The sequence below is a fragment of the Micromonospora sp. NPDC005305 genome, assembly GCF_040607315.1.
Classification (GTDB): domain Bacteria; phylum Actinomycetota; class Actinomycetes; order Mycobacteriales; family Micromonosporaceae; genus Micromonospora.
Window position 1 is genome coordinate 166405 of the sequence record NZ_JBEXGL010000005.1, and the last position, 22346, is coordinate 188750.

The following is a 22346-nucleotide window of genomic DNA, read 5'->3' on the forward strand; positions in this document are numbered from 1 at the left end:
TCAGGGCGCGGTGCGGGCGCGGTCGCGGACCAGCAGCTCGACGGCCACCGCGATGGCCACCGCCTCCACGGCCAGCAGGGTGAGCAGGATGAGCAGCTGGGTGGCTCCGGCGCGGACCGGCCCGGCGCCGCCGAGCAGCACCCCGACGAACGCGCCGGGCAGGGTGACCAGCCCGACCGTGCGGGTCTGGTCGAGCGCCGGGACGAGGGCCTGCCCGGCGGCCGGGCGGCAGATCTCCAGCGCGGCGTCGCGGGGGAGAAGCCCCAGGGCCAGGCCGGCCTCGTACTCGCCGTGCCGGGTGCGCAGCTCGTCGAGCGTGCGCCGGCCCGCCAGGCTGGTGGCGGTCATGGCCCCGCCGATCAGGATGCCGGCGGTGGGCAGCACCACCAGCGGGGTCGCCGGCAGGGCCCGGCTCGCCAGGAGCACGGCCAGGCTGGGCACCACCCCGGCCGCGATGGCCAGCGGCGCGACCCGGGCCGGCCCGTCGGCGCCGATCCGCCGTCGTGCGGTGAAGGCCGCGACGACGTACATGAGCAGCACGAACGCGGCAGTGCTCCACCAGGCGCGGAGCACCGCGACGATGACCACCGAGACGGCGCCGAGCTGGACGGTGGCCCGGGCCGCCGCGGTGAGCACGGTCCGGGCCCGGCCGAGCCCGGTGAGCCGCAGCACGGCGGCGCCGGCCAGGGTGAGCGCGGTGAGCGCGACGACCAGAGCCGGGCCGATCGGTACGGTGCCGCCGCTCATCCCATGATCGTATGCCGGTGGCCGGCCGGCGGGTGCGCGTCCCGCCGGCCGGCCGCCCGGTGTCACCGGCCGTAGACCTCGAACTCGTAGAGGGAGAAGCCGTACGAGGTGGCCCGCTTGACCCCGTACACCCGCACGTAGCGGGCGGTGACCGGGGCGAGGGTCACGTTGTCCGTCCCGCCGTTGCCGGCGGTGGTGCTGAACACCGGCTGCCAGGTGCCGCCGTCCGCGGACACCTCGATCCGGTACGCGCTGCCGTAGGCCGCCTCCCAGCGCAGCACCACCCGGCCCACGGTGCGGGCCGAGCCCAGGTCGACCCGGATCCACTGGTTGTCGGTGTAGCTGCTGGCCCAGCGGCTGCCCAGGCTGCCGTCGACCGCCTTGTCCGGGGTGTGGCTGGTGAGGAACTGGGTGCTCGACGCGGTCGCGGCGCGCCCCTGGGCCAGGTTGGTGACGTCGTCGCCGCGGCGCGCCGGGAACGAGACGACCTGCTGGTAGGTGGGGCGGTTCTGCCAGGCGATCACCGGGTGGGTGATGCCGCCGAGTCCGGACTGCGCGATGGCGTCGGCGCACCACTGGTCGCCCGCCCCGCACGACTTGTCGCCCGGGTAGACCGTGGCGGCCGGCACGGCGGCGGCCTGCGCGAGGGTGTCGAGCAGGCTCTGCCGGCAGGCCCCGAGGTTGCCGTTGCCGCAGTACGGCCGGCCCAGCCCGCCGGCCACCGGGTCCCCGAGCACGGTGCGGATGTCCTTGTCGACGTAACCCCACCAGCCGTACTGGAAGGAGGAGCCCTTGTGCGGCTGCCCTTGCAGCGCCCACACGGCGCTGCCGTCGCGGCCGCCGTTCTGGCCGCCCGACGGCGCCTCGTTGACCTCGATGGCGTCGACCAGCGCGGCGTAGAGGTCGGGGCCGAGGCCGGGCCGGAACTCCGCGGCGGCCAGCAGCGGCCACCAGGCGTCGAAGATCCGGATGGCGTCGGCGTGCTGGTAGACCTTCGAGCCGGCGGCGGTCTCCACCCGGCGGGCGCCGGCCTGCTGCCAGGCCCGCAGCTTGCTCACCGCGTCGGCCAGCGCCGGGTCGGTGACCGGCGCGCTGCCGAGCACCCGGAGCAGGTCACCGAGGACCTGCTGGCCCCGCAGGTCGGTGACCGCGGCGTCGGCCATGATCCGCACGACGTCGGCCCGGCCCAGCTTGCGCTGCGCGATCGCGGCGCGCACCGGTCCGTCCAGGAGCTGGGCCCGGTGCACCGCCCCGAAGCTGAAGTTGCCGTCGGCGGCGCCGAAGTCCCGGGCCTGCTTGTTGTTCCAGCTGACGTAGTAGTCCTGGTTCACCGACTGCGGATGGGCGGCGGCCGGCGTGTAGGTGGCGGTGTTGGTGTCCGCGTTCCAGCCGACCCACTCATGAGCCGCCTCGGCGCGGGTGGGCAGGTTGGGGTCGGCCGTCGACGGCCGGACCGGGTTGGATCCGGAGTTGAAGTAGGCCGCCTCGGTCGAGTTGACGTAGAACCAGTTGAACGCGTAGCCGACGTTCGCGGCGGACTGCTGGAACGCGGCCGCCGAGCCCATCGCGGCCGGGTCGTTGTACGCCTGGAAGCCGATCGCCGAGTCGGCCTCGTGCCGGTAGGTCGAGCGCAGCTTGGTGAAGGCGGTGGGCTGCCCGTTCACCAGCCCCCGGTAGGCGACCAGCCCGTACCTCGTGCGCAGCGCGCGCAGGGTGTAGGAGCCGGCGGGGGTGGAGTCGGCCAGCGTGGGCGACCAGGAGTTGCGGTGTTCGATGATCTCCATGGCCACGCACTGCCCGTGCCACAGGTAGCGGGTCGACGCGAGCGTCGGGGCGCTGCCGTCGGTGGTGCACAGTGGCACCGCGTACGTGTCGGTGAGGTCCTGGCTGGCGGAGGTGGCGCTCCACGCGTAGTCCTGGCCCCGGCCGAGCAGCACGTACAGGTTCAGCCCGGCGAAGGCGGCGCCGCGGGCGCTGACCCCCGGCCCCTGAAGTTCCTGGAGCATGAGCAGTTGCGGCGCGAAGTAGCCGGTCTGCGGGCCGAACACGGCGACCGGGTTGCCGGTGGTGGTGTGCCGGCCGGAGACCACCACGGCGTTGGACATGCCGCGCGACCGCAGCCCGGCGAGGCCGCTGAGCAGCCCCTGGGTGCTGGCGCTGCCGGCGCCGGCCCGGGCGGCTGCGGCCCCGCCGGTCTGGTCGTAGGCGAGCGGCTCGGCGACGACGCTGCCGGCGTCGGGGAGCACGGCGCCGGTCGCGCCGGCCGGGGTGGCGCCGTACGGGAAGCTCTGCCCGTCGTGGAGGGTGAGCACGGTCTCCGGGTCGTTCTGGGACCGGAACGCCTGCCAGACCCGGTCGCCCTCGGCGGCGCCGAACTTCGCCCGGGCGGCCACCCGGACCAGGGCGGACTGGATCTCCGAGCCGCCGCCCCCGCCGAACAGGCCGCCGATGACGCCGGCCGTGGCGATCAGGTCGGTCATGGCGAAGTGCTTCGGTTTGCCGGCGCCGGCCAGCACGTACTCGCCGGGGTAGTTGTCGGCGCTGATGGACCGGTCGATGTAGGCGTTGACGCCCGCGATGTAGTCGGTGACGTCGTCGTAGAGCTGCTGGCCGCGGGCGCCCTTCTGGCGCAGCGCGTCGACCTGGGCCTGCAGGTCCGCCTCGGTGTAGGGCGAGTTGGCCCAGATGCTCTGCTCCAGCTCCCGGTTGCCCGGTGCGCCGCCGGCGAAGGAGGTGAGCGTGCCGCGGCCGGCGTGCCGCAGCAGGTCCATCACCCAGAGCCGGTCCTGGGCCCCGGCGTAGCCGGCGCCGAACATGGTGCCCGAGCGGGTGGTGCCGGTGACGTGCGGGACGCCGGTCGCCTTGTCGCGCACGATGGTGACGTCCGCGCGGGGCCGCACGGTGCTCTCCACCTGCGCGTCGGGCACGCCGAACGAGGCGTCGTTGTAGAACTGGGCGATCTGCTCGTCGGTGAGCCCGGCGTAGCCGTAGACCAGGTTCGCGTACTCGTCGAGCTGGTCGCTGGAGTGCGCGGGGCGGGTGCCGAGCGCCTGGTGGGCGAGGATCGCGGCGAGGGTGGCGTTGCCGTTCTCGCCGGGCGGCAGGATGTCGGCGCACTGGCCGAGGCAGTAGTCGTCGGGGGCGAAGGTGGTGGCGGCGAGCGCCGGTGACGGTGGGACGACCGTCAGGGCGCTCGCCGCAGCGGTGAGGGTCGCGGCCAGGGCCGCGAGCCGGGCACGGGTGGTGGGACGGGGCATGGCGGATCCTCCGGATGTGCGGAGTCGGGCCGGGGCTGCGCCCGGCTACCGCTTGCCGACGTCTCGCCCTCCGTGCCCGGGCGTCACACCCGGAGGTGAGAGTGACTCATGTCTACCTCCCGGTAATGATTGATGGCGTTCCATGCCTTGGGATAGGTGGCGTTCACCAGGCGCGAATGCCGACGTTTCGCCACGATCACGGCAGCGCGAGCACGGCCTGGTGACCCAGGTGGTCCGACGCCCACCGGCCGGCGGGCGTCTGCCGCTCGGTGCCGAAGACCTCACTGGACACCGCCGCCACCGCGCCGCGGACCAGCACCATGTCGATCCGGTGCTCGACGTCGCCGGCCGGCTCGGTGAGGTCGTCGCCCAGCCCCGCGGTGTAGCCGGGATCGCCGGGGTGCAGGATCGGCCAGGTGTCGACCATCCCCCCGGCGACCAGGGCGAGGTACGCGAGCCGGTTGGTCGGGTCGGGCAGCTCGGGCCCGCTGTTCAGATCACCGAGGAGGATCAGCCGGCCGGGGACGCTCAGCGGGCCGCGCAGCAGCTCCTGCGCCTGCAGCAGGCGGACGCCGGGGTGGAACGCCTCCAGGTGGGTGTTGACGAACCGGAAGTCGCGGCTGCCCACCGTGGCGTCCACGGCCGTCCAGCCGCGGGTGCTCGTGGCGGTGCCGCCCGTGGCGGCGAGCGGGAAGACCAGGTTGTTGACGAAGGTGCCCGACGAGGTGGCGTGCACCTTGACCCGGCCGCCGTGCCGCACCAGGATCACGTCCCGCATGGTCAGCCGGACGTCCCGCAGGTGCGGCACCCCGGCCGGGGCCTCCAGGTCCGCCTCGTCCCGGACCACGACGACGTCGTACCGGTGGCCGGGCCCGGCCAGCCGCGCCATCAGCAGTGCCAGGTAGTCGTAGCGGACCTCGGTGGCCGGGGCGGGGTCGCCGAGCGGCCCGGTGCGCCACAGCGCGACCTCCTGCAGGCCGACCAGGTCGGGTTTGCGCTCGCGGATCTCGTCGGCGATCAGGGCCGCCCGGGCCGGGAAGTCGACCAGATCCACGTGGCTCAGCAGGGCGGCGTTCGCGGCCAGGAACGCCGGCAGGGTCGGCGCCCCGATCGACGGCGTGAGGTCCCCGCCCAGGTAGAGGTTGCGGGTCAGCACGGACACCTTGGGCCCGGCTGCCGCGTGTGCGGGCGGGGCGACGAGCCCCAGGCCGGCCACCGCGAGGGCGGCCGCGGTGGCCAGCCCGGCCAGGCGTCGGAGGTGTGCGCGAAGTCTGCCGTCCATGACTGTCGTCCTTCCCGGCGGGATGCGTTGATCGGCGCAGGCTAGCGCCGGTCACACCACCGTGGACACCGCCGTTCGGGTCACCTCCGCCCGGCGGTCAGGCCTGGGAACCGGCGATGTTGACCATCCAGTTGATGCCGAACCTGTCGACGCACATGCCGAACTCGTCGCCCCACATCTGCTTTTCCAGCGGGAGCGCGACCGTGCCGCCCTCGGCGAGCTGCTGCCAGTAGCCGCGCAGCTCGTCGGCGTCGTCGCCGCTGAGGCTGATCGAGATGTTGGTGCCGGGCCGGTATTCCATCTCCGGCGGCGTGTCCGAGGCCATCAGCGTGAAGCCGCGGTCGGTCTCCAGCTGGGCGTGCATGACGTTGTCGGCCACCGCGGGATCCGGGTTGCCGAACTCGCCGAACGTGCTCAGCGTCAGGTTGCCGCCGAACACCTTCTGGTAGAACTCCATCGCCTGCCGCGCGTTGTCGCGGAAGCTGATGTAGGGATTGAGCCGAGACGCCATTGTGCGACCCTCCTTCGTCCGTGAACGAGGGTCATCGTCGCAGGCAGGTACGACAGTCACAACGACGCGTGACCGGTGAGTCGCAGCGGGTGCGACGGCAGCGGTGGAGGTGGCGCCGTTGCCACCTCCACCGCTTTTCCCCGCCGGTGCGCCGTCAGTTCTTCTGGAACGACTGACGCACCACACCCCCCACCAGGGCGCACCAGGTGGTGGTGCTGACCTTGCCGTTCGGCGCCAGTCCGTGCAGGCGCTGCAGGTCCTGGAGGGCCTTCTTGGTCGGGTGGTCGTACACGCCGGTGACCGCCACGTCGGCGTAGCCCTTGAGGTTGAGCATGAACTGCACGGCCTGCACCGGGATGCCGGTGGCGTCCTTGTCCAGCTCCGGCGCGAGGGTCTCCCAGGTCGGCGCCGTGAGGGTGGCGTCGATGTCGACCGGGATCCCGTTGCGCGCCTGCCAGTCCGCCACGGCCGCCACGGTGGCCGCGTCGAACACGCCGGTGACCGGGACGGTGTAGCCGCGGAAGGTGAGCAGGTACTGCGCGACCTTCACCACCGGGCCGCCGACGAAGCGCCAGATGTCCGGCCAGCGGCGGGCCGGCACGTCGGACAGGTGGGTGCCGAGCGTGGCGAAGACCCGGCGACGGAGCGCGGGGAACTCCCGGTAGAACATCGCGCCCGGGCACTGCGTCGCCCGGAAGTCCCAGTGGCCGAAGATGTCGTGGGCGTGCAGCCCGTACTGCCGGCAGATGGCGGTGCAGAGCTTCACCAGCGAGTCGAGCAGCTCCTCGGGCGGCGTCTCGGTGACGTAGGTGCCCTCGTTCTCGATGCCGATGGCCCGGCCGTTCTCGCCGGGGCAGTGCGCGGAGATCATCTGCCGGTCGCCGGCCTGCAACCGCTCCAGGCTGCCGTGCCGGCCCTCCAGGACGTGGCCGCCCCGGCTGACCGTGAAGTGCTGCCCGGTGTCCGACCAGCGGTTGGTGTCCATGTGCAGGTCCTGGCAGTCGCGGGCCAGCTGCTTGGCGTGTTCCTCGGAGTAGTCCGTGCTGTTCGGGAACGCCATGTGATGCACGATGATCTTGTTGCTCGCGATCGCGCTGATCGACAGCGGGTCCGCCGGCGGGCGGGCGCCCCACTCGTCGCAGCTGATGATCCAGTCGAGGTCCGCGCCCGGCGCGGCCTGCGCGGCGGCCGGGAAGGCGAGTTCGCTCCCGACGACCGCGACCGCGGCGGCGCCGAGGCCGGCCCGCAGCAGGGTGCGACGGTCCAGCTCGGGGTGGTCGAAGTGCATGGCATCTCCTTGGTGACCCGACGGGTGGGCGGGCTTGTAAAGGAACTCCAACTGCTGCGCGCGAAGTGGAGAATATTGCCAGGATCGGCCGGTGCGCCAGAGGACAAATGCGACGACCGCCGATCGCGGGACCTTCTCTCCTACCGGGGGAGTAGGCGATCTCACGTCCGGTGGCTGGGACGGCGGACCCTCCGCCGCCGGCCGTCGTGGCAGCCTGGATCCGTGCAGCCACCCCGCCTGACCGGTGTCCTGGTGCTCGTCGCCGTGCTCGCGGCCGCCGGCGCCTTCGGCTGGTGGCGACGCCGCCGCGACGGCCGGCTGCGCGTCGTGGCCCCGGCCGGCGACGCGCCCCACCGGGCCGCGCTGGCCGCTCTCGGCGTCCGCCCCGGCACGGTCACCCTGGTCCAGTTCTCCGCACCGGTCTGCGCGCCCTGCCGGGCCGCCCGCCGCGTGCTCGAGGACGTCGCGGGGCGGGTCGACGGGGTCGCCCTGCTGGAGGTCGGCGTCGAGGAACACCTCGACCGGGCCCGCGAGCTGGACGTCTGGCGCACGCCGACCGTGCTGCTCGTGGACGGCAGCGGCCGGATCGTCCGGCGGGCCGCCGGCGTGCCGGACCGGGCGGACCTGCTCGCGGCGCTCGCCCCGCTGGCCCCCGAGGTGCGGGCGTGACCGGGGTGCGGCTGATCCGGCGACGGGTCGTGGACCACGGGCGGCTCGCGGCGAGCCTCTGTGCCCCGGTCACCACCGCCTGACCGACCCCCTCGCCGCCGAACGGAAGCCCCCATGCTGCTCGACCCTCGCGGGCCGCGGTTCGCCGCCGCCCTCACCACCGTCGTCCTCGCCGTCGCCCTGGTCACCGGCTCCGGCTGGCTCGTGCTGGCCCAGGCCGTCGTCTTCGCGCTGACGGCCGTCCACCCGCGACTCGGCCCGTACGGGCTGGTCTTCCGTGCCGTGGTCGCGCCCCGGCTCGCCCCGCCGGTCGAGCTGGAGCCGTTCGCCCCGGTCCGCTTCGCCCAGCTCGTCGGTCTCGCCTTCGCCACGGTCGGCGCGGTCGGCTGGCTGGCCGGGCTGCCGCTGCTCGGGCTGGTCGCCACCGCCGCCGCGCTCGCCGCCGCCTTCCTCAACGCGGCGTTCGGGCTCTGCCTCGGCTGCGAGGGCTACCTGGCGCTCCGCCGCCTGACGGGCCGGCCTCTCGCCGCCCGCACGCCGGTACCCCCATGCTGACGCGACGCCAGCTCGCCGAGCCGGCGGGGTTCGGGGCCGCGGGATGCCGCCACCCCGCCGGGCTGGCGTGCGGCGATCACGGGGACCCCGGTCAGCGCGGTTGGAAACGTTTTCGTAACGAGCCCTTGACCTGACCGTCGGGTCAGGCGCAAACTCCCGGAAACGTTTACAGCAAGCAGCTGGAGGTGCGGGGCGTGGGTCGTAAACGTTTACAGGAGTCGGCCGACGGCCGGCCCACCGTCCACACCGTCGCGGCCCGCGCCGGTGTCTCCATCGCCTCCGCCTCGCGCGTGCTCAACGGCGTCGGCGGCAGCCCGGAGACGATCCGCAAGGTGCGCGAGGCGGCGGCCGAGGTCGGCTACGTGCCCAACGCCATCGCCCGCTCGCTCCAGTCGCAGCGCACCGGCCTCGTGGCGCTCGCCGTCGAGGACATCGGCAACCCGGTGTACGTCGAGATGATGCGCGCCATCGAATCCGTGGTGGCCGCGTCCGGGCGGCAGCTCCTGGTGCACGCCACCGGCGGGCGGATCGACAACGAGACGGCCTTGCTGCGCCGGCTGGCCCACCGCTACGTCGACGGGATGATCGTCTCGCCGATCCGGGTCACCGACGACCACCTCGCCGCGCTGGTCGACAGCCCGGTCCCGGTGGTCGTGGTCGGGCAACTCGCCGCCGACGCGCCGGTGGACAACGTCCGCACCGACTCGCGTACCGGCGTGGGGCTGGCCGTCGACCACCTGGTCGCGGCCGGGCGGCGGCGGATCGGCTTCGTCAACGGCCCGCTGGACACGGTGCCCGGCGCGGCCCGCGACGCCGGCTTCCGGGCCGCCCTCGCCCGGCACGGCATCGCGCTCGACGAGCGCCTCGTCGAGGTCGGCGACTTCCGGTACGCGGCCGGCCGGGCCGCCACCGAACGCCTCCTCGCCCGCGCCCACCCCGACGCGCTGGTCTGCGCCAACGACCTCATCGCCGTCGGCGCGCTGCACGCCCTGCTCGCCGCCGGCCGGCGCGTCCCCGACGACGTGGCGCTGGTCGGCATGGACGACACCGAGCTGGCCCGGATGATGTTCCCGCAGCTCTCCAGCGTCTCCCTCGGCTCGGCCGAGCGCGGTCGCCGCGCCGCCGAACTGCTGCTCTCGCGCATCGCCGATCCGAGCCTGCCGCCGCGCCGCGAGCAGGTCGCCCCCAGCCTCGCCGTGCGCGCCTCCAGCGCCACGGCCCCGCTGACCGTTCCCGCGCCGGCCCCGCCGGCGCCCGCGCCGCGTACCCCGGAGGTGACGGCATGACCACGGTGGCCGACCGGCCCGACGTCGCCCGCGCCGACGGGCCCCGCAGGGCGAGGTCCCGCTCCGACCGGCTGGGCATCTACCTGCTGCTGCTCCCGTCCCTGCTGCCCATCATGGTGCTGTCGGTCTTCCCGCTGGTGCGGGGCATCTACCTGGGCTTCACCGACGCCCGCGCCGGCCGCAACGTCGAGATCAGCTTCACCGGGCTGGCCAACTACCGGGAGCTGCTCGGCGACGAGCTGTTCTGGAACTCGTTCAAGATCGGCCTGCTCTGGGCGGTCGGGGTGACCGTGCTCCAGTTCGTGCTCGCCCTCGGCCTCGCGCTGCTGCTCAACCAGCAACTGCGCTTCCGCGGCCTGGCCCGGGTGCTGGCCGTGGTGCCGTGGGCGATGCCCCCGGTGGTGGTCGGGATCCTGTGGAAGCTGGTCTACCACCCGGACGCCGGCCTGCTGAACGAGTTCTTCCACCGGGTCGGCGCGGACGGGCTGCGCACCAACTGGCTCGGCGACTTCAGCACGGCGCTGCCCGCGGTCATCCTCGTCGGCGTCTGGGCCGGCATGCCGCAGACCACCGTGGTGCTCCTCGCCGGGTTGCAGGGCGTGCCGCGCGAGCTGCACGAGGCCGCCGCCGTGGACGGCGCGAGCACCTGGCACCGGTTCCGCAACGTCACGCTGCCCGCCATCGCGCCGGTCGTCGTGGCCATCACCTCGCTGGACTTCATCTGGAACTTCAACTCGTTCGGCCTGGTCTACGTGCTCACCGCGGGCGGGCCCGGCGGCAAGACCATGCTGCCGATGCTGTTCGCCTACGAGGAGGCGTTCCGCTACGGCAACTACGGCTACGCCGCCGCCCTCGGCAACGTCATGGTCGTGATCATCGTGGCGCTGCTCGCGGTCTACCTGCGGCGCCGACTCCGGGAGGCGAACTGACATGTTCGGAAAGCCGAGCCGCACCGGGCGGACCCTCCAGTACGTCGCGCTGACCGGCTACCTGATCTTCCTCGGGTTCCCGCTGGTCTGGCTGCTGTCCACCGCGTTCAAGCCGCCGCGCGAACTGGTGAAGCTGCACCCCACGCTCATCCCCAGCAACCCCACCGTGCAGAACTTCGTGCAGGCCTTCACCGAGCAGCAGCTCGGCCGGGCCGCGCTGAACAGCCTCCAGGTGTCGCTCGCCTCGGCGGTGCTCACCGTGCTGGTCGCGCTGCCCGCCTCGTACGCCCTCGCGCGGTTCCGGACCAAACTCGGCACCGTCGCGCTGGGCTGGGTGCTGCTGTCGCAGCTCTTCCCGTTCGTGCTGCTGATCATCCCGATCTTCCTGATCCTGCGGCAGGTCGGGCTGGCCAACACCCACGCCGGGCTCGTGCTCATCTACGTGGTCTGGGCGCTGCCGTTCGCCCTGTGGATGCTGCAGGGCTTCGTCCGCAACATCCCGCGCGAGCTGGAGGAGGCGGCCAGCGTCGACGGCGCCAGCCGCCTGCAGGTGCTGCGCCGGGTCGTCTTCCCGCTGCTCGCGCCGGGCATCGTGGCGACCGCGCTGTTCTCCTTCATCTCCGCCTGGAACGAGTTCTTCTTCGCGCTGGTGCTGGTCAAGACGCCCGAGCTGGCGACCCTGCCGGTCGCCCTGGCCCGGTTCGTCGGCATCGAGGGCACCGCCCGCCTGGGTCCCCTGGCGGCCGGTTCGCTGCTGGCCACCCTGCCGAGCCTGATCTTCTTCGCGGTCATGCAACGCCGCCTCTCGTCCGGGTCGCTCGCCGGCGCGGTCAAGGGCTGACCACATCCCCCCCAACCACCAACAAGGAGGAAACCCCCATGCTCCGTAGCAGGTTCCGCCGACTCGCCGCGGCCGCCGCGGTCGCGGTCGTCGGGCTCGGCGCCCTCACCGCGTGCGGTGACGGCGGCGGCGAGGACGAGAACTCGTCCGGCCCGGTCAAGCTGCGCTTCCTCAGCCTCGCCTGGCAGAAGGAGTCGCTCCAGGCCAACAAGGACCTGGTCGCCAAGTGGAACGCCGAGCACCCCGACATCCAGGTCGAGTACGTCCAGGGCGACTGGAACTCGATCCACGACCAGCTCGTCACCTCGTTCGAGGGCGGCGACGTGGCCGACGTCGTGCACTACGAGGCCTCGGCGATCGGGGAGTTCAGCAAGCAGGGCTACCTGACCGACGTCTCCAAGCTGCTCAGTGACGACTTCAAGGGCCAGATCGACCCGGGCGTCTGGGACACCGCCACCTTCGACGGCAAGGTCACCGGCGTGCCGTTCCTGCTGGAGTCGCAGGTCGTCATCGCCAACAAGAAGCTGCTCGACGCCGCCGGCGTCGCCGTTCCGCCCGCCGACGGCGGCTGGACCTGGGACGAGTTCCAGGCCAACGCCCAGAAGCTCACCAAGCCCGGCCAGTACGGCGCCGCCTGGGCCCTCAAGTCGCCCACGAACCGGGTGCTGAACCTGGCGCTGAACTACGACGGCAAGTTCTTCTACAGCGACGGCGGCAAGACCGAGGTCAAGGTCGGCGACGCGGAGAAGGAGGTGCCGAAGCGGATCCACGACATGCTCTACACCAGCAAGTCGGCCTCCCCGGAGGCGCTGGGCATGAGCGGCGCGGACACCCTGCCCGGCTTCTTCGGCGGCAAGTACGCCATGCTCCCCGGCTCGGTCTCGCTGCGCCAGCAGATGGTCGAGCAGGCCCCCGCCGGCTTCGAGTGGGTCACCCTCCCGCCGATCAAGGGCCTCTCCGCCAAGCAGGCGGCCAACCCGCAGACCCTGTCCATCACCGAGGACAGCAAGCACAAGAAGCAGGCCGCGCAGTTCCTGGAGTGGTTCCTCAACCCGACCAACATGGCCGCCCTGGCCAAGGGTGACTGGCTGGTGCCCACCGGCAAGCAGGCCAACCAGGAGCTGGTCAAGCTCACGAACGGCAAGCAGGGCTGGGACGTCGCCGCGGACAGCGCCGCCGACCTGACCGTCGCCCCGTTCCAGAAGGCCGACGGCTACCCGGAGTGGAAGACCAAGTACGCCACCCCGGCCCTCCAGCAGTACTTCGCCAACAAGATCACCCTGGACCAGCTCGGCACGCAGCTGGTCGACGGTGGCAAGCAGGTTCTGAGGTAATCATGTCACTCTTGCTCGACACGTCGGTCGGTTGCCTGGTCGGCGCCGCGGTGGGCGACGCCCTCGGCGGGGCCACCGAGACGGCACTCCCGGAGCAGATCCGCGCCCGCTTCGGCGGCTGGGTCGAGGGGATCGTCCCCCCGTACCACGCCGACTGGGCCACCGCGCGGCCACTCGCGCCGTACCACAAGGGCGACGGGCACATCACCGACGACACGTTGATGACCCACGCCCTGGTCCGGGCGTACGCGGCCAAGCGGGACCACCTCGACGCGTACGACGTGGTGGAACTGCTCGTCCCCGACCTGATCGAGCGGGTGGTGTACATCCCGGACCTGGAGCGGGAGGGGGTGACCTTCCACCGCCTGGCCGCGGCCGAGCGGTGGCTGGTCACCCGCCTGCACCACGCCCACGCCGACCCCCGCGAGGCGGGTGTGGGCAACATCGTCAACTGCGGCGCCGCCATGTACATGGCGCCGGTCGGCATCGTCAACGCCGGCGACCCGGCCGGCGCGTACGCCGAGGCCGTGGAGATCGCGGGGGCGCACCAGCACAGCTATGGGCGGGAGGCTGCGGCGGTGTTCGCCGCCGCGGTCGCCGCGGCCGCCACTCCCGGCGGGAGCGTCGACGACGTCGTGGCCGCCGCCCTCGACCTGGCCCGCGACGGCACCCGCGCCGCCATCGACGCGGTGGTCAAGGAGGCCCGCGGGCACGACGACTGGAAGACCGCCATCCCGGCGCTGCGCGCCGCCGTGGCCCCCTACGACACCGTGGGGGAGGAGTACCGCAGCCCCGGCCTGGGCGCCCGCCGCCCGAGCCGGCTGCACGCCATCGAGGAGCTGCCCGCGGCGCTGGGCATGCTCGTGGTGGCCGGCGGCGACTACCGGGCGGCCGTGCTCGGCTCGGTCAACTACGGCCGGGACGCCGACTCCACGGCCACCATGGCCGGCGCGATCGCCGGGGCGCTCGGCGGCGCGGCCGCGGTGCCGGCCGAGTGGTCGGAGGTGGTCGCGACCGCCTCCCGCACCGACCTGGTCGAGCCCGCCCGGGTCCTCGCCGGGGTCGCCACCGAGGTCTTCGACCGCGACCGGGAGCGCTTCGCCCGGCGCGCCGAGCGGTTCGGCGGGCTGGCATGAGCGCTGCGGGCGCGACGGCCGCCGGCCGGCCGAGGGGGACGGCCGGCGGACTGCGCCTGACCTGGGTGCAGCCGGAGGACCTGCTGCCGCACGAGCTGGCCGCGAGCCGCGACGAGGGCCGCGACGTCACCGCCCTGGCCGAGCGCTGGGCGGCGGCCGGCGGCGACGTCACGGCCCCGGTCAGCGGCGCCTCACCGGTGCCGGCCCCGCCCGCGCTGCGCGCCCTCGCCGTCGACCTGCTCGACGCCGCCGACGCGCTGCCCGGCCCGGACGCCGCCGACGAGCCGGACGACCTCGACGGGGTCCGCAAGACCTGGCCGGGCGCCTGGGACCTGCCGACCACCGTGGAGCGGGACCGGCTGCACGGCGCCTGGCTCGGCCGGGCGGCCGGCTGCCTGCTCGGCAAGCCGGTGGAGAAGATTCCCCGCCACGGGATCCGGGAGATCCTCACCGCCACCGGCCGGTGGCCGCTGCGCGACTGGTTCACCGCGCAGGGGCTGCCGGCCGACGTGGCCGCCCGCTGGCCGTGGAACCGGCGCAGCGCCCCGACCAGCCTCGCCGAGAACATCGCCGGCATGCCCGAGGACGACGACCTCAACTTCCCGCTGCTGGCGCTGCGCGTCCTGGAGACCCACGGACCCGGTTTCACCAGTGCCGACGTGGCTCAGGCGTGGCTGGACTGGCTGCCCGCCGGGCGGGTCTTCACCGCCGAGCGGGTCGCCTACCGCAACCTGCTGCTCGGCCTCACCCCGCCGGACACCGCCCGCCGGCACAACCCGTTCCGCGAGTGGATCGGCGCGCAGATCCGCACCGACGTGTACGGCTGGACCAACCCCGGCCGCCCCGACCGGGCCGCCGAGGCCGCCTGGCGCGACGCGGCCGTGAGCCACGTCCGGGCCGGGGCGTACGGGGCGATCTGGGTGGCCGCCATGGCCGCGGCCGCGCCGGTGGCCGGCGACGTCGACGCGGTGCTGGACGCGGGCGAGTCGGTGCTGCCGCCGGGCAGCCGGTTCACCGCCGCCGTCCGCGAGGCGCGCGCCCTGGGCGCCGCCGGTGACGACTGGGAGACCATCGTGGACACCCTCTACGCGCGGCACGGCCACCTGCACTGGGTGCACGTCCGCAACAACGCCGCCCTGGTCGCGGCGGCCCTCGCGTACGGGCGGGGCGACCTGGAACGGTCCATCTGCGCGGTGGTCGCCGGCGGCTGGGACACCGACTCCAACGGCGCCACCGTCGGCGCGGTCACCGGGGCGCTCACCGGCGCCGCCCGGCTGCCGGGGCGCTGGGTCGCGCCACTGCGCAACCGGCTGGCCAGCAGCATCGCCGGCTTCGACGGCATCGGCTTCGACACCCTCGCCGACCGCACCCTGGCCCTGGCTCGTTCCGCCGGGGGTGCCGCGTGACGGCCCGGGTGGTGGTGGTCGGCAGCGCCAACCTGGACCTGGTGGTCACCGCGCCGCAGCTGCCCCGCCCCGGCGAGACGGTGCTCGGCGACGACTTCCGGATGGTGCCCGGCGGCAAGGGCGCCAACCAGGCGGTCGCCGCCGCCCGGGCCGGCGCGGACTGCGCCTTCGTGGGCGCGATCGGCGGCGACGGGTTCGGCGGGCTGCTGCGGGACAACCTGGCCGCCGCCGGCGTCGACGTCGCCGGCCTGCGCACCGTCGACGGGCCGTCCGGGGTCGCGCTGATCGCCGTGGACCACGCGGCGGAGAACTGCATCGTGGTCGCCCCCGGCGCGAACGGCGCGCTGACCCTCGACGACGCCGACCGTGACGCCGTGACGGCGGCCGGCGTGCTGCTGCTGCAACTGGAGGTGCCGCTGTCGGAGGTCACCCGGGCCGCCGGTTGGGCCCGCGCCGGCGGCGCGGCCGTGGTGCTCAACGCCGCCCCGGCCCGGCCGCTGCCCACCGAACTGCTCGACCTGGTCGACGTGCTGGTGGTCAACGAGCACGAGGCCGCCGTCGTCGCCGGGGTGTTCACCGACGAGCCGGCGGCCCTGCTCGACTCGCTGGTGGGCCTCGTGCCCCGGGTGGTGCTCACCCTCGGCGCGCGCGGCGCCGCCTACGCCGACCGGGACGGCGCCCGGATCGAGGTGCCGGCCCCGAAGATCGACGCGGTGGACACCACGGCCGCCGGTGACGCGTTCACCGGGGCGCTCGCGGTCGCCCTGGCCGAACGCGGCGGGCTCACCGGTGACACCGCCACCGACGTGCTGCGCTGGGCGTGCGCCGCCGGCGCGGCCTGCGCCGAGCGCCCCGGCGCGTCCACCGCCCTGCCCGAGCGCGCCGCCATCGACGCGCTGTCCGCCGCCACCTACGGAGGGGCCGAGTGAGTTTCAACCCGTACGTGCCGCGGCCGATCGACCGGCCCACCGAGGTGCCGCTCGGCGGGCACGCCGACCTGACCACCCTGGACGAGGCGAAGATCTTCGCCGCCCCCGACGACCCCGCCGACTGGCCGGCCTGGCGGGAGCAGCTCACCCGGTGGCGGGCCGACGCCCGCGCCCGGCTCGGCTACACCGGCGCGCACTACGACGAGATCGCCGGGGACTGCTTCAGCGTCTGCCTGGCCTGGCTCTGGGACGAGACGCTGTACGACCACGACCGCGGCGAGTTCACCGTCGAGGCGTTCCTCGACGCGGCGCGTCGCGACTTCGGCGGCTTCGACGGGGTGGTGCTCTGGCACGCGTACCCGGTCATCGGGCTGGACGAGCGCAACCAGTTCGACTGGTACCGCGACGTGCCCGAGCTGCCCGAGGTGGTCCGCGCGTTCCAGGACGCCGGGGTCCGGGTGTTCGTCGACTACAACCCGTGGGACACCGGCACGCGGCGGGAGCCGGGCGCCGATGCCGAGGAGGTGGCCGCGCTGGCCGCCCGGCTCGGCGTCGACGGCGTCTTCCTGGACACCCTGAAGGAGGGCGCCGGCGAGCTGCGCAAGGCCCTCGACGCGGTCCGCCCCGGCCTGGTCCTGGAGGGGGAGAGCCGGGTGCCGCTGGCCCGGATCGCCGACCACGCCATGTCCTGGGCGCAGTGGTTCGCCGACTCGGACACTCCCGGCGTGCTGCGGGCCAAGTGGTTCGAACGCCGGCACGTGCTGCACCACACCCGCCGCTGGCACCGCGACCACCTCGACGAGCTGCACTCCGCCTGGCTCAACGGCTGCGGCGTGCTGGTCTGGGAGAGCGTCTTCGGCGTCTGGGTCGGCTGGAACGAGCGGGACCGGGCCGTGCTGCGGGCCATGCGCCGGGTGCAGGCCCGCCACGCCGCGTGGTTGCGCGCCGAGGACTGGGTCCCGCTCGCCGACCACCCCGGCACCGGCCAGGTGTACGCCTCCCGCTGGACCCACGACGACCAGCCGCTGTGGACGGTGGTCAACCGGGGCGCCGACCACGACGGCCCGTGGCTGCTCACCGACGCCCGGCCGGGGCGCTTCGTCGACCTGGTCACCGGCGCCGAGCTGACCGTCACCGAACTCGAGGACGGGCGGGTGGCCGTCGGTGGGCCGCTGCCCGCCGGGGCGATCGCCGCCGTGGTCGCCACCGAGACGCCGCTGCCCCGGCACGAGCCGCCGGCCGGGGACCCGTCGTTCCCGGCCCGCGCCGCCGTGCGCGCCCGCACCCCGTGGTCGCCGGTCGCCGCCCTGCCCGACGGCATGGTCACGGTGGCGGGTGGCCGGCACGAGCTGACCGTGCGCCACCGGGTCCGGGAGACCGGCCTCTACGGCGAGGCCCCGTACGTCGACGAGTGGAAGCCGCTGCCGCCGCGCCTGCACCACACCGGCACCCTGCGCCGCCAGGTGCGGCTCGGCCGGTTCGCCATCGACACCCACGAGGTCACCCACGGCGAGTACGCGCGCTTCCTCGCCGCCACCGGCTACCGGCCGGTCCGGCCGGAGCGGTTCACCGCCGGGCAGGGCCCCGCCGACGCCCCGGTCACCGGGGTCGACCTGGCCGACGCCCGCGCGTACGCCGACTGGGCCGGGCTGCGACTGCCCACCGAGGACGAGTGGCAGGTGGCCGCCGAGGCGGGCCTGCTGGTCCGGCGGGAACCCCTCGTCTGGAACCTGACCGAGAGCGAGCACACCGACGGGCGTACCCGGTTCGTCATCCTCAAGGGCGGCTGCGCCTACCGGGCGGAGGGCTCCGACTGGTACCTCGACGGCGGCCCGCAGCCGCCGGACGTGTCGGTGAAGCTGCTGCTCACCGGCGCCGGCCTCGGCCGCTCCACCTCGATCGGCTTCCGTTGCGCCGCCGACCTGCCCCAAGGAGCCCTCGGATGAGAAGAGCCTGGCGCCCCGGCGCCGCCCTCGTCGCCCTGCTGACCGCCGTCGGGCTGGCCGGCCTCGCGCCGGAGACCGCCGTCGCCGGCAGGGAGCGGTCCGGCACCCTCACCTCCGCCACGGCCCCCTCGCCGGCCCTCGGCGCCGCCATCGACTACACCGTCTACCTGCCGCACGGCTACGCCGACGCGGCGAACGCCGGCACCCGTTACCCGGTGCTCTACCTGCTGCACGGCCGCGGCGACACCATGCAGGCCTGGACCCGGGTGAAGAGTGACCTGGACCGCCTCATCGCCGACGGCGAGGTGCCTCCGGTGATCGCCGTGCTGCCCGACGCGCCGTGGAGCGAGCGGGGCAACTGGTACGTCGACTCCGGTTACACCGGCGTCGATCGGCCCGGCCGGCCGGTGGAGACCGCGCTCACCCGCGACCTCGTGGCGCACGTCGACGCCACCTACCGCACCGCCGCGCATCGCAACGCCCGGCTGGTCGGCGGCTACTCGATGGGCGGGGCCGGCGCGCTGCGCTACGCCCTCGCCCACCAGGACCTCTTCGCCAACGCGCTGGTGCTCAGCCCGGCCGTCTACCGGCCGCTGCCGCCGGCCGACTCCTCAGCCCGCGAGTTCGGCGCGTTCGGCGACGGCGACGAACTGTTCTCCGACGCGGTGTACCAGCGGCTGAACTACCCGGCCCTGCTGCCCGGCCTCGACCCGGAGTCGCCGGTGCGGATGTTCATCGCCGTCGGCGACGACGAGTGGGCCAACCCCGACCCGGCGGACGCCGTGCACGACCTCGACTACGAGGCCGCGACCCTCTACAACACCGTCCGCCGCGCCGACGGCGTCGCCGCCGAGTTCCGCGTTCTCGACGGCGGGCACGACTGGGACGTCTGGCGGCCCGCGTTCGTCGACGGCCTGAAGCACCTGGCCGCGACACTCAGTGTCACCCCGCCCGCCGGGCTGCCCGCCCCGCTGCACGGCACCGCCGGCGCAGACTGGGCCGGCGGGGTGGCCGCCCACCTCGACGGCGAGGTCACCCTCGGCTACGCGGCCTCCGCCGCCGTCGCCGGCCAGCCGTACGCCGGTGGCCTCGACGCCGTGATCACCCGGCTCGCCGCCGACCACCGCACGGTGCGCTGGTCCAGCCAGTTCGGCACCACCGCCAACGACCGGCTCTACGGCACCGTGCCGCTGCCCGACGGCGGCGTGCTCACCGCCGGGTACACCCGCGGCGACCTCGACGGCCGGCACCCGGACAGCCCGGCCGACGACGCGTTCGTGGCGAAGCTGACGGCCACCGGGCAGCGGGCCTGGCTCACCCAGGCCGGCGACCCCGCCAAGGCCGACCGGTTCTACGCGCTCGCCGCCGCCCCCGACGGCGGGGCCTACGTCGCCGGCTACACGAGCGGCGCGTTCGGCGGGACCAGCGCCGGCGACAAGGACGCCGTGCTCGCCCGGATCGCCCCGGACGGCACGCTGGCCTGGACCCGGCAGTTCGGCGGCCCCGGCGAGGACAAGGCGTACGCGATCGCGGCCGACGCGAACGGCGTCTACGTGGCCGGTGGGACCTCCGGTGCGCTGCCCGGGACCACGCCGCTCGGCGGCGCCGACGGCTGGCTCGCCCGGTTCACCCCCGACGGCACCCGCGACTGGCTCACCGTGGCCGGCGGCACGGGCGACGACCTGCTCGGCGGCGTCACGGTCACCGGCGCCGGCCAGGTGGTGGCCACCGGCGCCACGGCGGGCGACGTGCTCACCGTGGCGTACACGGCCAAGGGCGCGCAGCGCTGGCGGACCGTGACCGGCGGGCGCGGCGCGGACGCCGGCACGGACGTGCTGGCCCTCGCCGACGGCACCGTCGCGGTGGTCGGCTTCACGGGCAGCACCCTCGGCGTGCCGGCCGGCGGCGCGGACGTGGTCACCCTGCGCCTCGACGCCAAGGGCCGGCAGGTCGCCGTCGCCCAGTACGGGACCGCCCGCGACGACGCGGCCGACCCGTTCGGCGAGGAGAACGTCTACGCCACCGTCGGGCCCGACGGCCGGCTGCTGGTCAGCGGCCGCACCGCCGGCACGCCCACCGGCGGCGCCGCGCTCGGCAACGGGGACGTGTTCCTCGCCGCCGTCGACCCGGCGAAGGGAACCCCGTGACCACGACCGCCCCGTTGCACGGCGTCAAGGTGGTCGACCTGGCCACCCTCTTCGCCGGCCCGCTGGCCGCCGCGTTCCTCGGCGACTTCGGCGCCGACGTGGTCAAGGTGGAGCACCCCGCCAAGCCCGACCCGTCCCGGGGCCACGGCCCCGCCCGGGACGGCGTCGGCCTGTGGTGGAAGGTGCTCGGCCGCAACAAGCGGACGATCACGCTCAACCTCTCCCGGCCGGAGGGCGCGGACCTGCTGCGCCGGCTGCTCGCCGACGCCGATGTGCTGGTGGAGAACTTCCGCCCCGGCACCCTGGAACGCTGGGGTCTCGGCCCCGACGAGCTGCACGCCGTCAACCCGCGGCTGGTGATCGCCCGGATCAGCGGCTTCGGGCAGGTCGGCCCGTACGCGCCCCGGCCCGGGTTCGGCACCCTGGCCGAGGCGATGAGCGGGTTCGCCGCCGCCACCGGGGAACCCGACGGGCCGCCCACCCTGCCCCCGTTCGGGCTGGCCGACTCGGTCACCGCGCTCGCCGCCGCGTACGCGGTCATGCTGGCCCTGCGCGGCCGCGACCTGACCGGCCGGGGCCAGGTGGTCGACCTGGCCATCATCGAACCGATCATGGCGATGCTCGGCCCGCAGATCACCTGGTACGACCAGCTCGGCTACGTCCAGCCCCGGCTGGGCAACCGGTCCAACAACAACGCGCCGCGCAACACCTACCGCTGCGCCGACGGGCGGTGGGTGGCCGTGTCCACCAGCGCGCAGAGCATCGCCGAGCGGGTGGTCCGGCTCGTCGGCCGTCCGGAACTCGTCGACGAGCCGTGGTTCGCCACCGGCAGCGGCCGGGCCGCGCACGCCGACGAACTCGACGAGGCGGTCGGCGCGTGGGTGGCGAAGCGGGACCGCGACGAGGTGGTGGCCGCGTTCGAGGCGGCCCAGGCCGCCGTGGCCCCCGTCTACGACGTGCGCGACATCCTCGCCGACCCGCAGTACGCGGCGCTCGGCACCGTCGTCACCGTGCCCGACGAGGAACTGGGCGAGGTGCGGATGCAGAACGTGCCGTTCCGGATGTCGGACAGCCCCGGGGAGATCCGGCACGCCGGCCGCCGCCACGGCCAGGACACCGACGACGTGTTCGGCGCGCTCGGCCTGACCGGCGACGAGCTGGCCGCGCTGCGCGAGCGCGGGGTGATCTGATGCTGCTCACCTGGCTCTATGTGCCCGGCGACCGGCCCGACCGGTTCGCCAAGGCGGTGGCCGCCGGCGCCGACGCGGTCATCCTCGACCTGGAGGACGCCGTCGTGGCCGGCCGCAAGGCGTACGCCCGGGACGCCGTCGCCGAGTTCCTCGCCGACCCGCAGCCGCTGCCCGTGCAGGTGCGGGTCAATGAGCTGACCGGCCCCGACCTCGACGCCGACCTGGCCGCCGTCGCGGGCCGGCCGGGGCTGGCCGGGCTGCGCCTGCCCAAGGTGGAGTCACCGGCGACCGTGGCCGCGGTGGCCGCCCGGGCCGACACCCCGCTGCACCCGCTTGTCGAGTCGGCCGTCGGGCTGGAATCCGCGTACGCCATCGCGGCCGCCCACCCGGCGGTGGCCTCGCTCGGGCTCGGCGAGGCCGACCTCCGCTCCGACCTGGGCGTGACCGACGACGACGGCCTGCTCTGGGCGCGCGGCCGGATCGTGGTCGCGGCCCGCGCGGCCGGCCTGCCGCCGCCGGCCATGTCGGTGTACGCCGACGTGGCCGACCTCGACGGCCTGGCCGCCTCCTGCGCGGCCGGCCGGCGGCTCGGCTTCCTCGGCCGGGCCGCCATCCACCCGCGCCAGCTGCCGGTGATCGCCGGCGCGTTCCGCCCCGCCGACCGGGAGGTGGACCGGGCCCGCGAACTGCTCGCGGCGGTCGCCGACGCGCAGCTGCGCGACTCCGGCACCGCGGTGCTGCCCGACGGACGGTTCGCCGACCGGGCCATGGTGGCCGCCGCCCGCCGCGTGGTCGACCTCGCCGCCCGCTACGCCGCCTGACCCGACGGGGCCCGTTCGCCGGGCCGCCTGGTTCTCGATGGCGCGTCCGCTGGGGCGCCTTGTTCTCGACGC

Annotated in this window: 18 protein-coding genes; 13 read left to right on the forward strand and 5 right to left on the reverse strand. The window is 74.6% G+C overall.

The features are described from left to right. The 5 genes from ABZS80_RS11035 to ABZS80_RS11055 form a co-directional block, all read right to left on the reverse strand. Positions 1-747, reverse strand: coding sequence for an ABC transporter permease (locus tag ABZS80_RS11035; RefSeq protein ID WP_355055562.1), 747 nt, complete (start codon positions 745-747; stop codon positions 1-3). A 62-nt stretch (positions 748-809) separates the two neighbouring features. Next, the gene (locus ABZS80_RS11040; RefSeq protein WP_355055563.1) at positions 810-4004 is read right to left on the reverse strand and encodes a penicillin acylase family protein; all 3195 of its coding nucleotides are present in this window, start codon (positions 4002-4004) and stop codon (positions 810-812) included. A 196-nt stretch (positions 4005-4200) separates the two neighbouring features. After that, the gene (locus tag ABZS80_RS11045; RefSeq protein WP_355055564.1) at positions 4201-5286 is read right to left on the reverse strand and encodes an endonuclease/exonuclease/phosphatase family protein; all 1086 of its coding nucleotides are present in this window, start codon (positions 5284-5286) and stop codon (positions 4201-4203) included. Between the two features lie 97 nt (positions 5287-5383). Beyond that, a complete protein-coding gene (locus ABZS80_RS11050; RefSeq protein ID WP_355055565.1) occupies positions 5384-5797 on the reverse strand; it encodes a VOC family protein in 414 nt (137 codons plus the stop codon). A 154-nt stretch (positions 5798-5951) separates the two neighbouring features. Further along, positions 5952-7085, reverse strand: a complete 1134-nt coding sequence (locus tag ABZS80_RS11055) for an N-acetylmuramoyl-L-alanine amidase (protein ID WP_355055566.1) — start codon at positions 7083-7085, stop codon at positions 5952-5954. Between the two features lie 222 nt (positions 7086-7307). Between ABZS80_RS11055 and ABZS80_RS11060 the strand changes: the two genes are divergently transcribed. The 13 genes from ABZS80_RS11060 (at position 7308) to ABZS80_RS11120 (ending at position 22274) form a co-directional block, all read left to right on the forward strand. Further along, a complete protein-coding gene (locus tag ABZS80_RS11060; protein ID WP_355055567.1) occupies positions 7308-7754 on the forward strand; it encodes a thioredoxin family protein in 447 nt (148 codons plus the stop codon). Positions 7755-7868: 114 nt separating this feature from the next. Continuing rightward, positions 7869-8309: a DUF4395 domain-containing protein gene (locus ABZS80_RS11065; protein ID WP_355055568.1), complete on the forward strand. Its 441-nt coding sequence runs from the start codon at positions 7869-7871 to the stop codon at positions 8307-8309. Positions 8310-8503: 194 nt separating this feature from the next. Beyond that, entirely contained in the window at positions 8504-9595 is a 1092-nt protein-coding gene (locus ABZS80_RS11070) for a LacI family DNA-binding transcriptional regulator (protein ID WP_355055569.1), read from the forward strand. Further along, complete coding sequence (locus ABZS80_RS11075) at positions 9592-10524, forward strand: sugar ABC transporter permease (protein WP_355055570.1); 933 nt, start codon at positions 9592-9594, stop codon at positions 10522-10524. The genes ABZS80_RS11070 and ABZS80_RS11075 overlap by 4 nt, the downstream gene beginning before the upstream one ends. Before the next feature lies 1 nt (position 10525). Next, entirely contained in the window at positions 10526-11365 is an 840-nt protein-coding gene (locus ABZS80_RS11080) for a carbohydrate ABC transporter permease (protein WP_151462788.1), read from the forward strand. Between the two features lie 38 nt (positions 11366-11403). Then, positions 11404-12699, forward strand: coding sequence for a sugar ABC transporter substrate-binding protein (locus ABZS80_RS11085; protein ID WP_355055571.1), 1296 nt, complete (start codon positions 11404-11406; stop codon positions 12697-12699). A 2-nt stretch (positions 12700-12701) separates the two neighbouring features. Further along, positions 12702-13835, forward strand: a complete 1134-nt coding sequence (locus tag ABZS80_RS11090) for an ADP-ribosylglycohydrolase family protein (protein WP_355055572.1) — start codon at positions 12702-12704, stop codon at positions 13833-13835. Then, positions 13832-15241, forward strand: coding sequence for an ADP-ribosylglycohydrolase family protein (locus ABZS80_RS11095; protein ID WP_355055573.1), 1410 nt, complete (start codon positions 13832-13834; stop codon positions 15239-15241). Before ABZS80_RS11090 ends, ABZS80_RS11095 begins: the two co-directional genes overlap by 4 nt. Then, a complete protein-coding gene (locus ABZS80_RS11100) occupies positions 15238-16170 on the forward strand; it encodes a PfkB family carbohydrate kinase (RefSeq protein WP_355055574.1) in 933 nt (310 codons plus the stop codon). Before ABZS80_RS11095 ends, ABZS80_RS11100 begins: the two co-directional genes overlap by 4 nt. Further along, positions 16167-18116 carry an SUMF1/EgtB/PvdO family nonheme iron enzyme gene (locus ABZS80_RS11105; protein WP_355055575.1) on the forward strand — a complete coding sequence of 650 codons (1950 nt, stop codon included), beginning with the start codon at positions 16167-16169 and terminating at the stop codon, positions 18114-18116. Before ABZS80_RS11100 ends, ABZS80_RS11105 begins: the two co-directional genes overlap by 4 nt. Further along, positions 18113-20263: an alpha/beta hydrolase-fold protein gene (locus ABZS80_RS11110; protein WP_355055576.1), complete on the forward strand. Its 2151-nt coding sequence runs from the start codon at positions 18113-18115 to the stop codon at positions 20261-20263. The genes ABZS80_RS11105 and ABZS80_RS11110 overlap by 4 nt, the downstream gene beginning before the upstream one ends. Next, positions 20260-21453, forward strand: a complete 1194-nt coding sequence (locus ABZS80_RS11115; RefSeq protein ID WP_355055577.1) for a CoA transferase — start codon at positions 20260-20262, stop codon at positions 21451-21453. The genes ABZS80_RS11110 and ABZS80_RS11115 overlap by 4 nt, the downstream gene beginning before the upstream one ends. After that, a complete protein-coding gene (locus tag ABZS80_RS11120; protein WP_355055578.1) occupies positions 21453-22274 on the forward strand; it encodes an aldolase/citrate lyase family protein in 822 nt (273 codons plus the stop codon). Before ABZS80_RS11115 ends, ABZS80_RS11120 begins: the two co-directional genes overlap by 1 nt. Positions 22275-22346 lie beyond the last annotated feature (72 nt).

Bases quoted from the DNA above. Each gene is read 5' to 3' on its own strand.
- ABZS80_RS11065 (WP_355055568.1), top strand. From the start codon at position 7,869: ATGCTGCTCGACCCTCGCGGGCCGCGGTTCGCCGCCGCCCTCACCACC.
- ABZS80_RS11090 (WP_355055572.1), top strand. From the start codon at position 12,702: ATGTCACTCTTGCTCGACACGTCGGTCGGTTGCCTGGTCGGCGCCGCG.
- ABZS80_RS11085 (WP_355055571.1), top strand. From the start codon at position 11,404: ATGCTCCGTAGCAGGTTCCGCCGACTCGCCGCGGCCGCCGCGGTCGCG.
- ABZS80_RS11040 (WP_355055563.1), bottom strand. From the start codon at position 4,004: ATGCCCCGTCCCACCACCCGTGCCCGGCTCGCGGCCCTGGCCGCGACC.
- ABZS80_RS11035 (WP_355055562.1), bottom strand. From the start codon at position 747: ATGAGCGGCGGCACCGTACCGATCGGCCCGGCTCTGGTCGTCGCGCTC.
- ABZS80_RS11055 (WP_355055566.1), bottom strand. From the start codon at position 7,085: ATGCACTTCGACCACCCCGAGCTGGACCGTCGCACCCTGCTGCGGGCC.
- ABZS80_RS11050 (WP_355055565.1), bottom strand. From the start codon at position 5,797: ATGGCGTCTCGGCTCAATCCCTACATCAGCTTCCGCGACAACGCGCGG.
- ABZS80_RS11045 (WP_355055564.1), bottom strand. From the start codon at position 5,286: ATGGACGGCAGACTTCGCGCACACCTCCGACGCCTGGCCGGGCTGGCC.
- ABZS80_RS11110 (WP_355055576.1), top strand. From the start codon at position 18,113: ATGAGAAGAGCCTGGCGCCCCGGCGCCGCCCTCGTCGCCCTGCTGACC.
- ABZS80_RS11080 (WP_151462788.1), top strand. From the start codon at position 10,526: ATGTTCGGAAAGCCGAGCCGCACCGGGCGGACCCTCCAGTACGTCGCG.
- ABZS80_RS11075 (WP_355055570.1), top strand. From the start codon at position 9,592: ATGACCACGGTGGCCGACCGGCCCGACGTCGCCCGCGCCGACGGGCCC.
- ABZS80_RS11120 (WP_355055578.1), top strand. From the start codon at position 21,453: ATGCTGCTCACCTGGCTCTATGTGCCCGGCGACCGGCCCGACCGGTTC.
- ABZS80_RS11095 (WP_355055573.1), top strand. From the start codon at position 13,832: ATGAGCGCTGCGGGCGCGACGGCCGCCGGCCGGCCGAGGGGGACGGCC.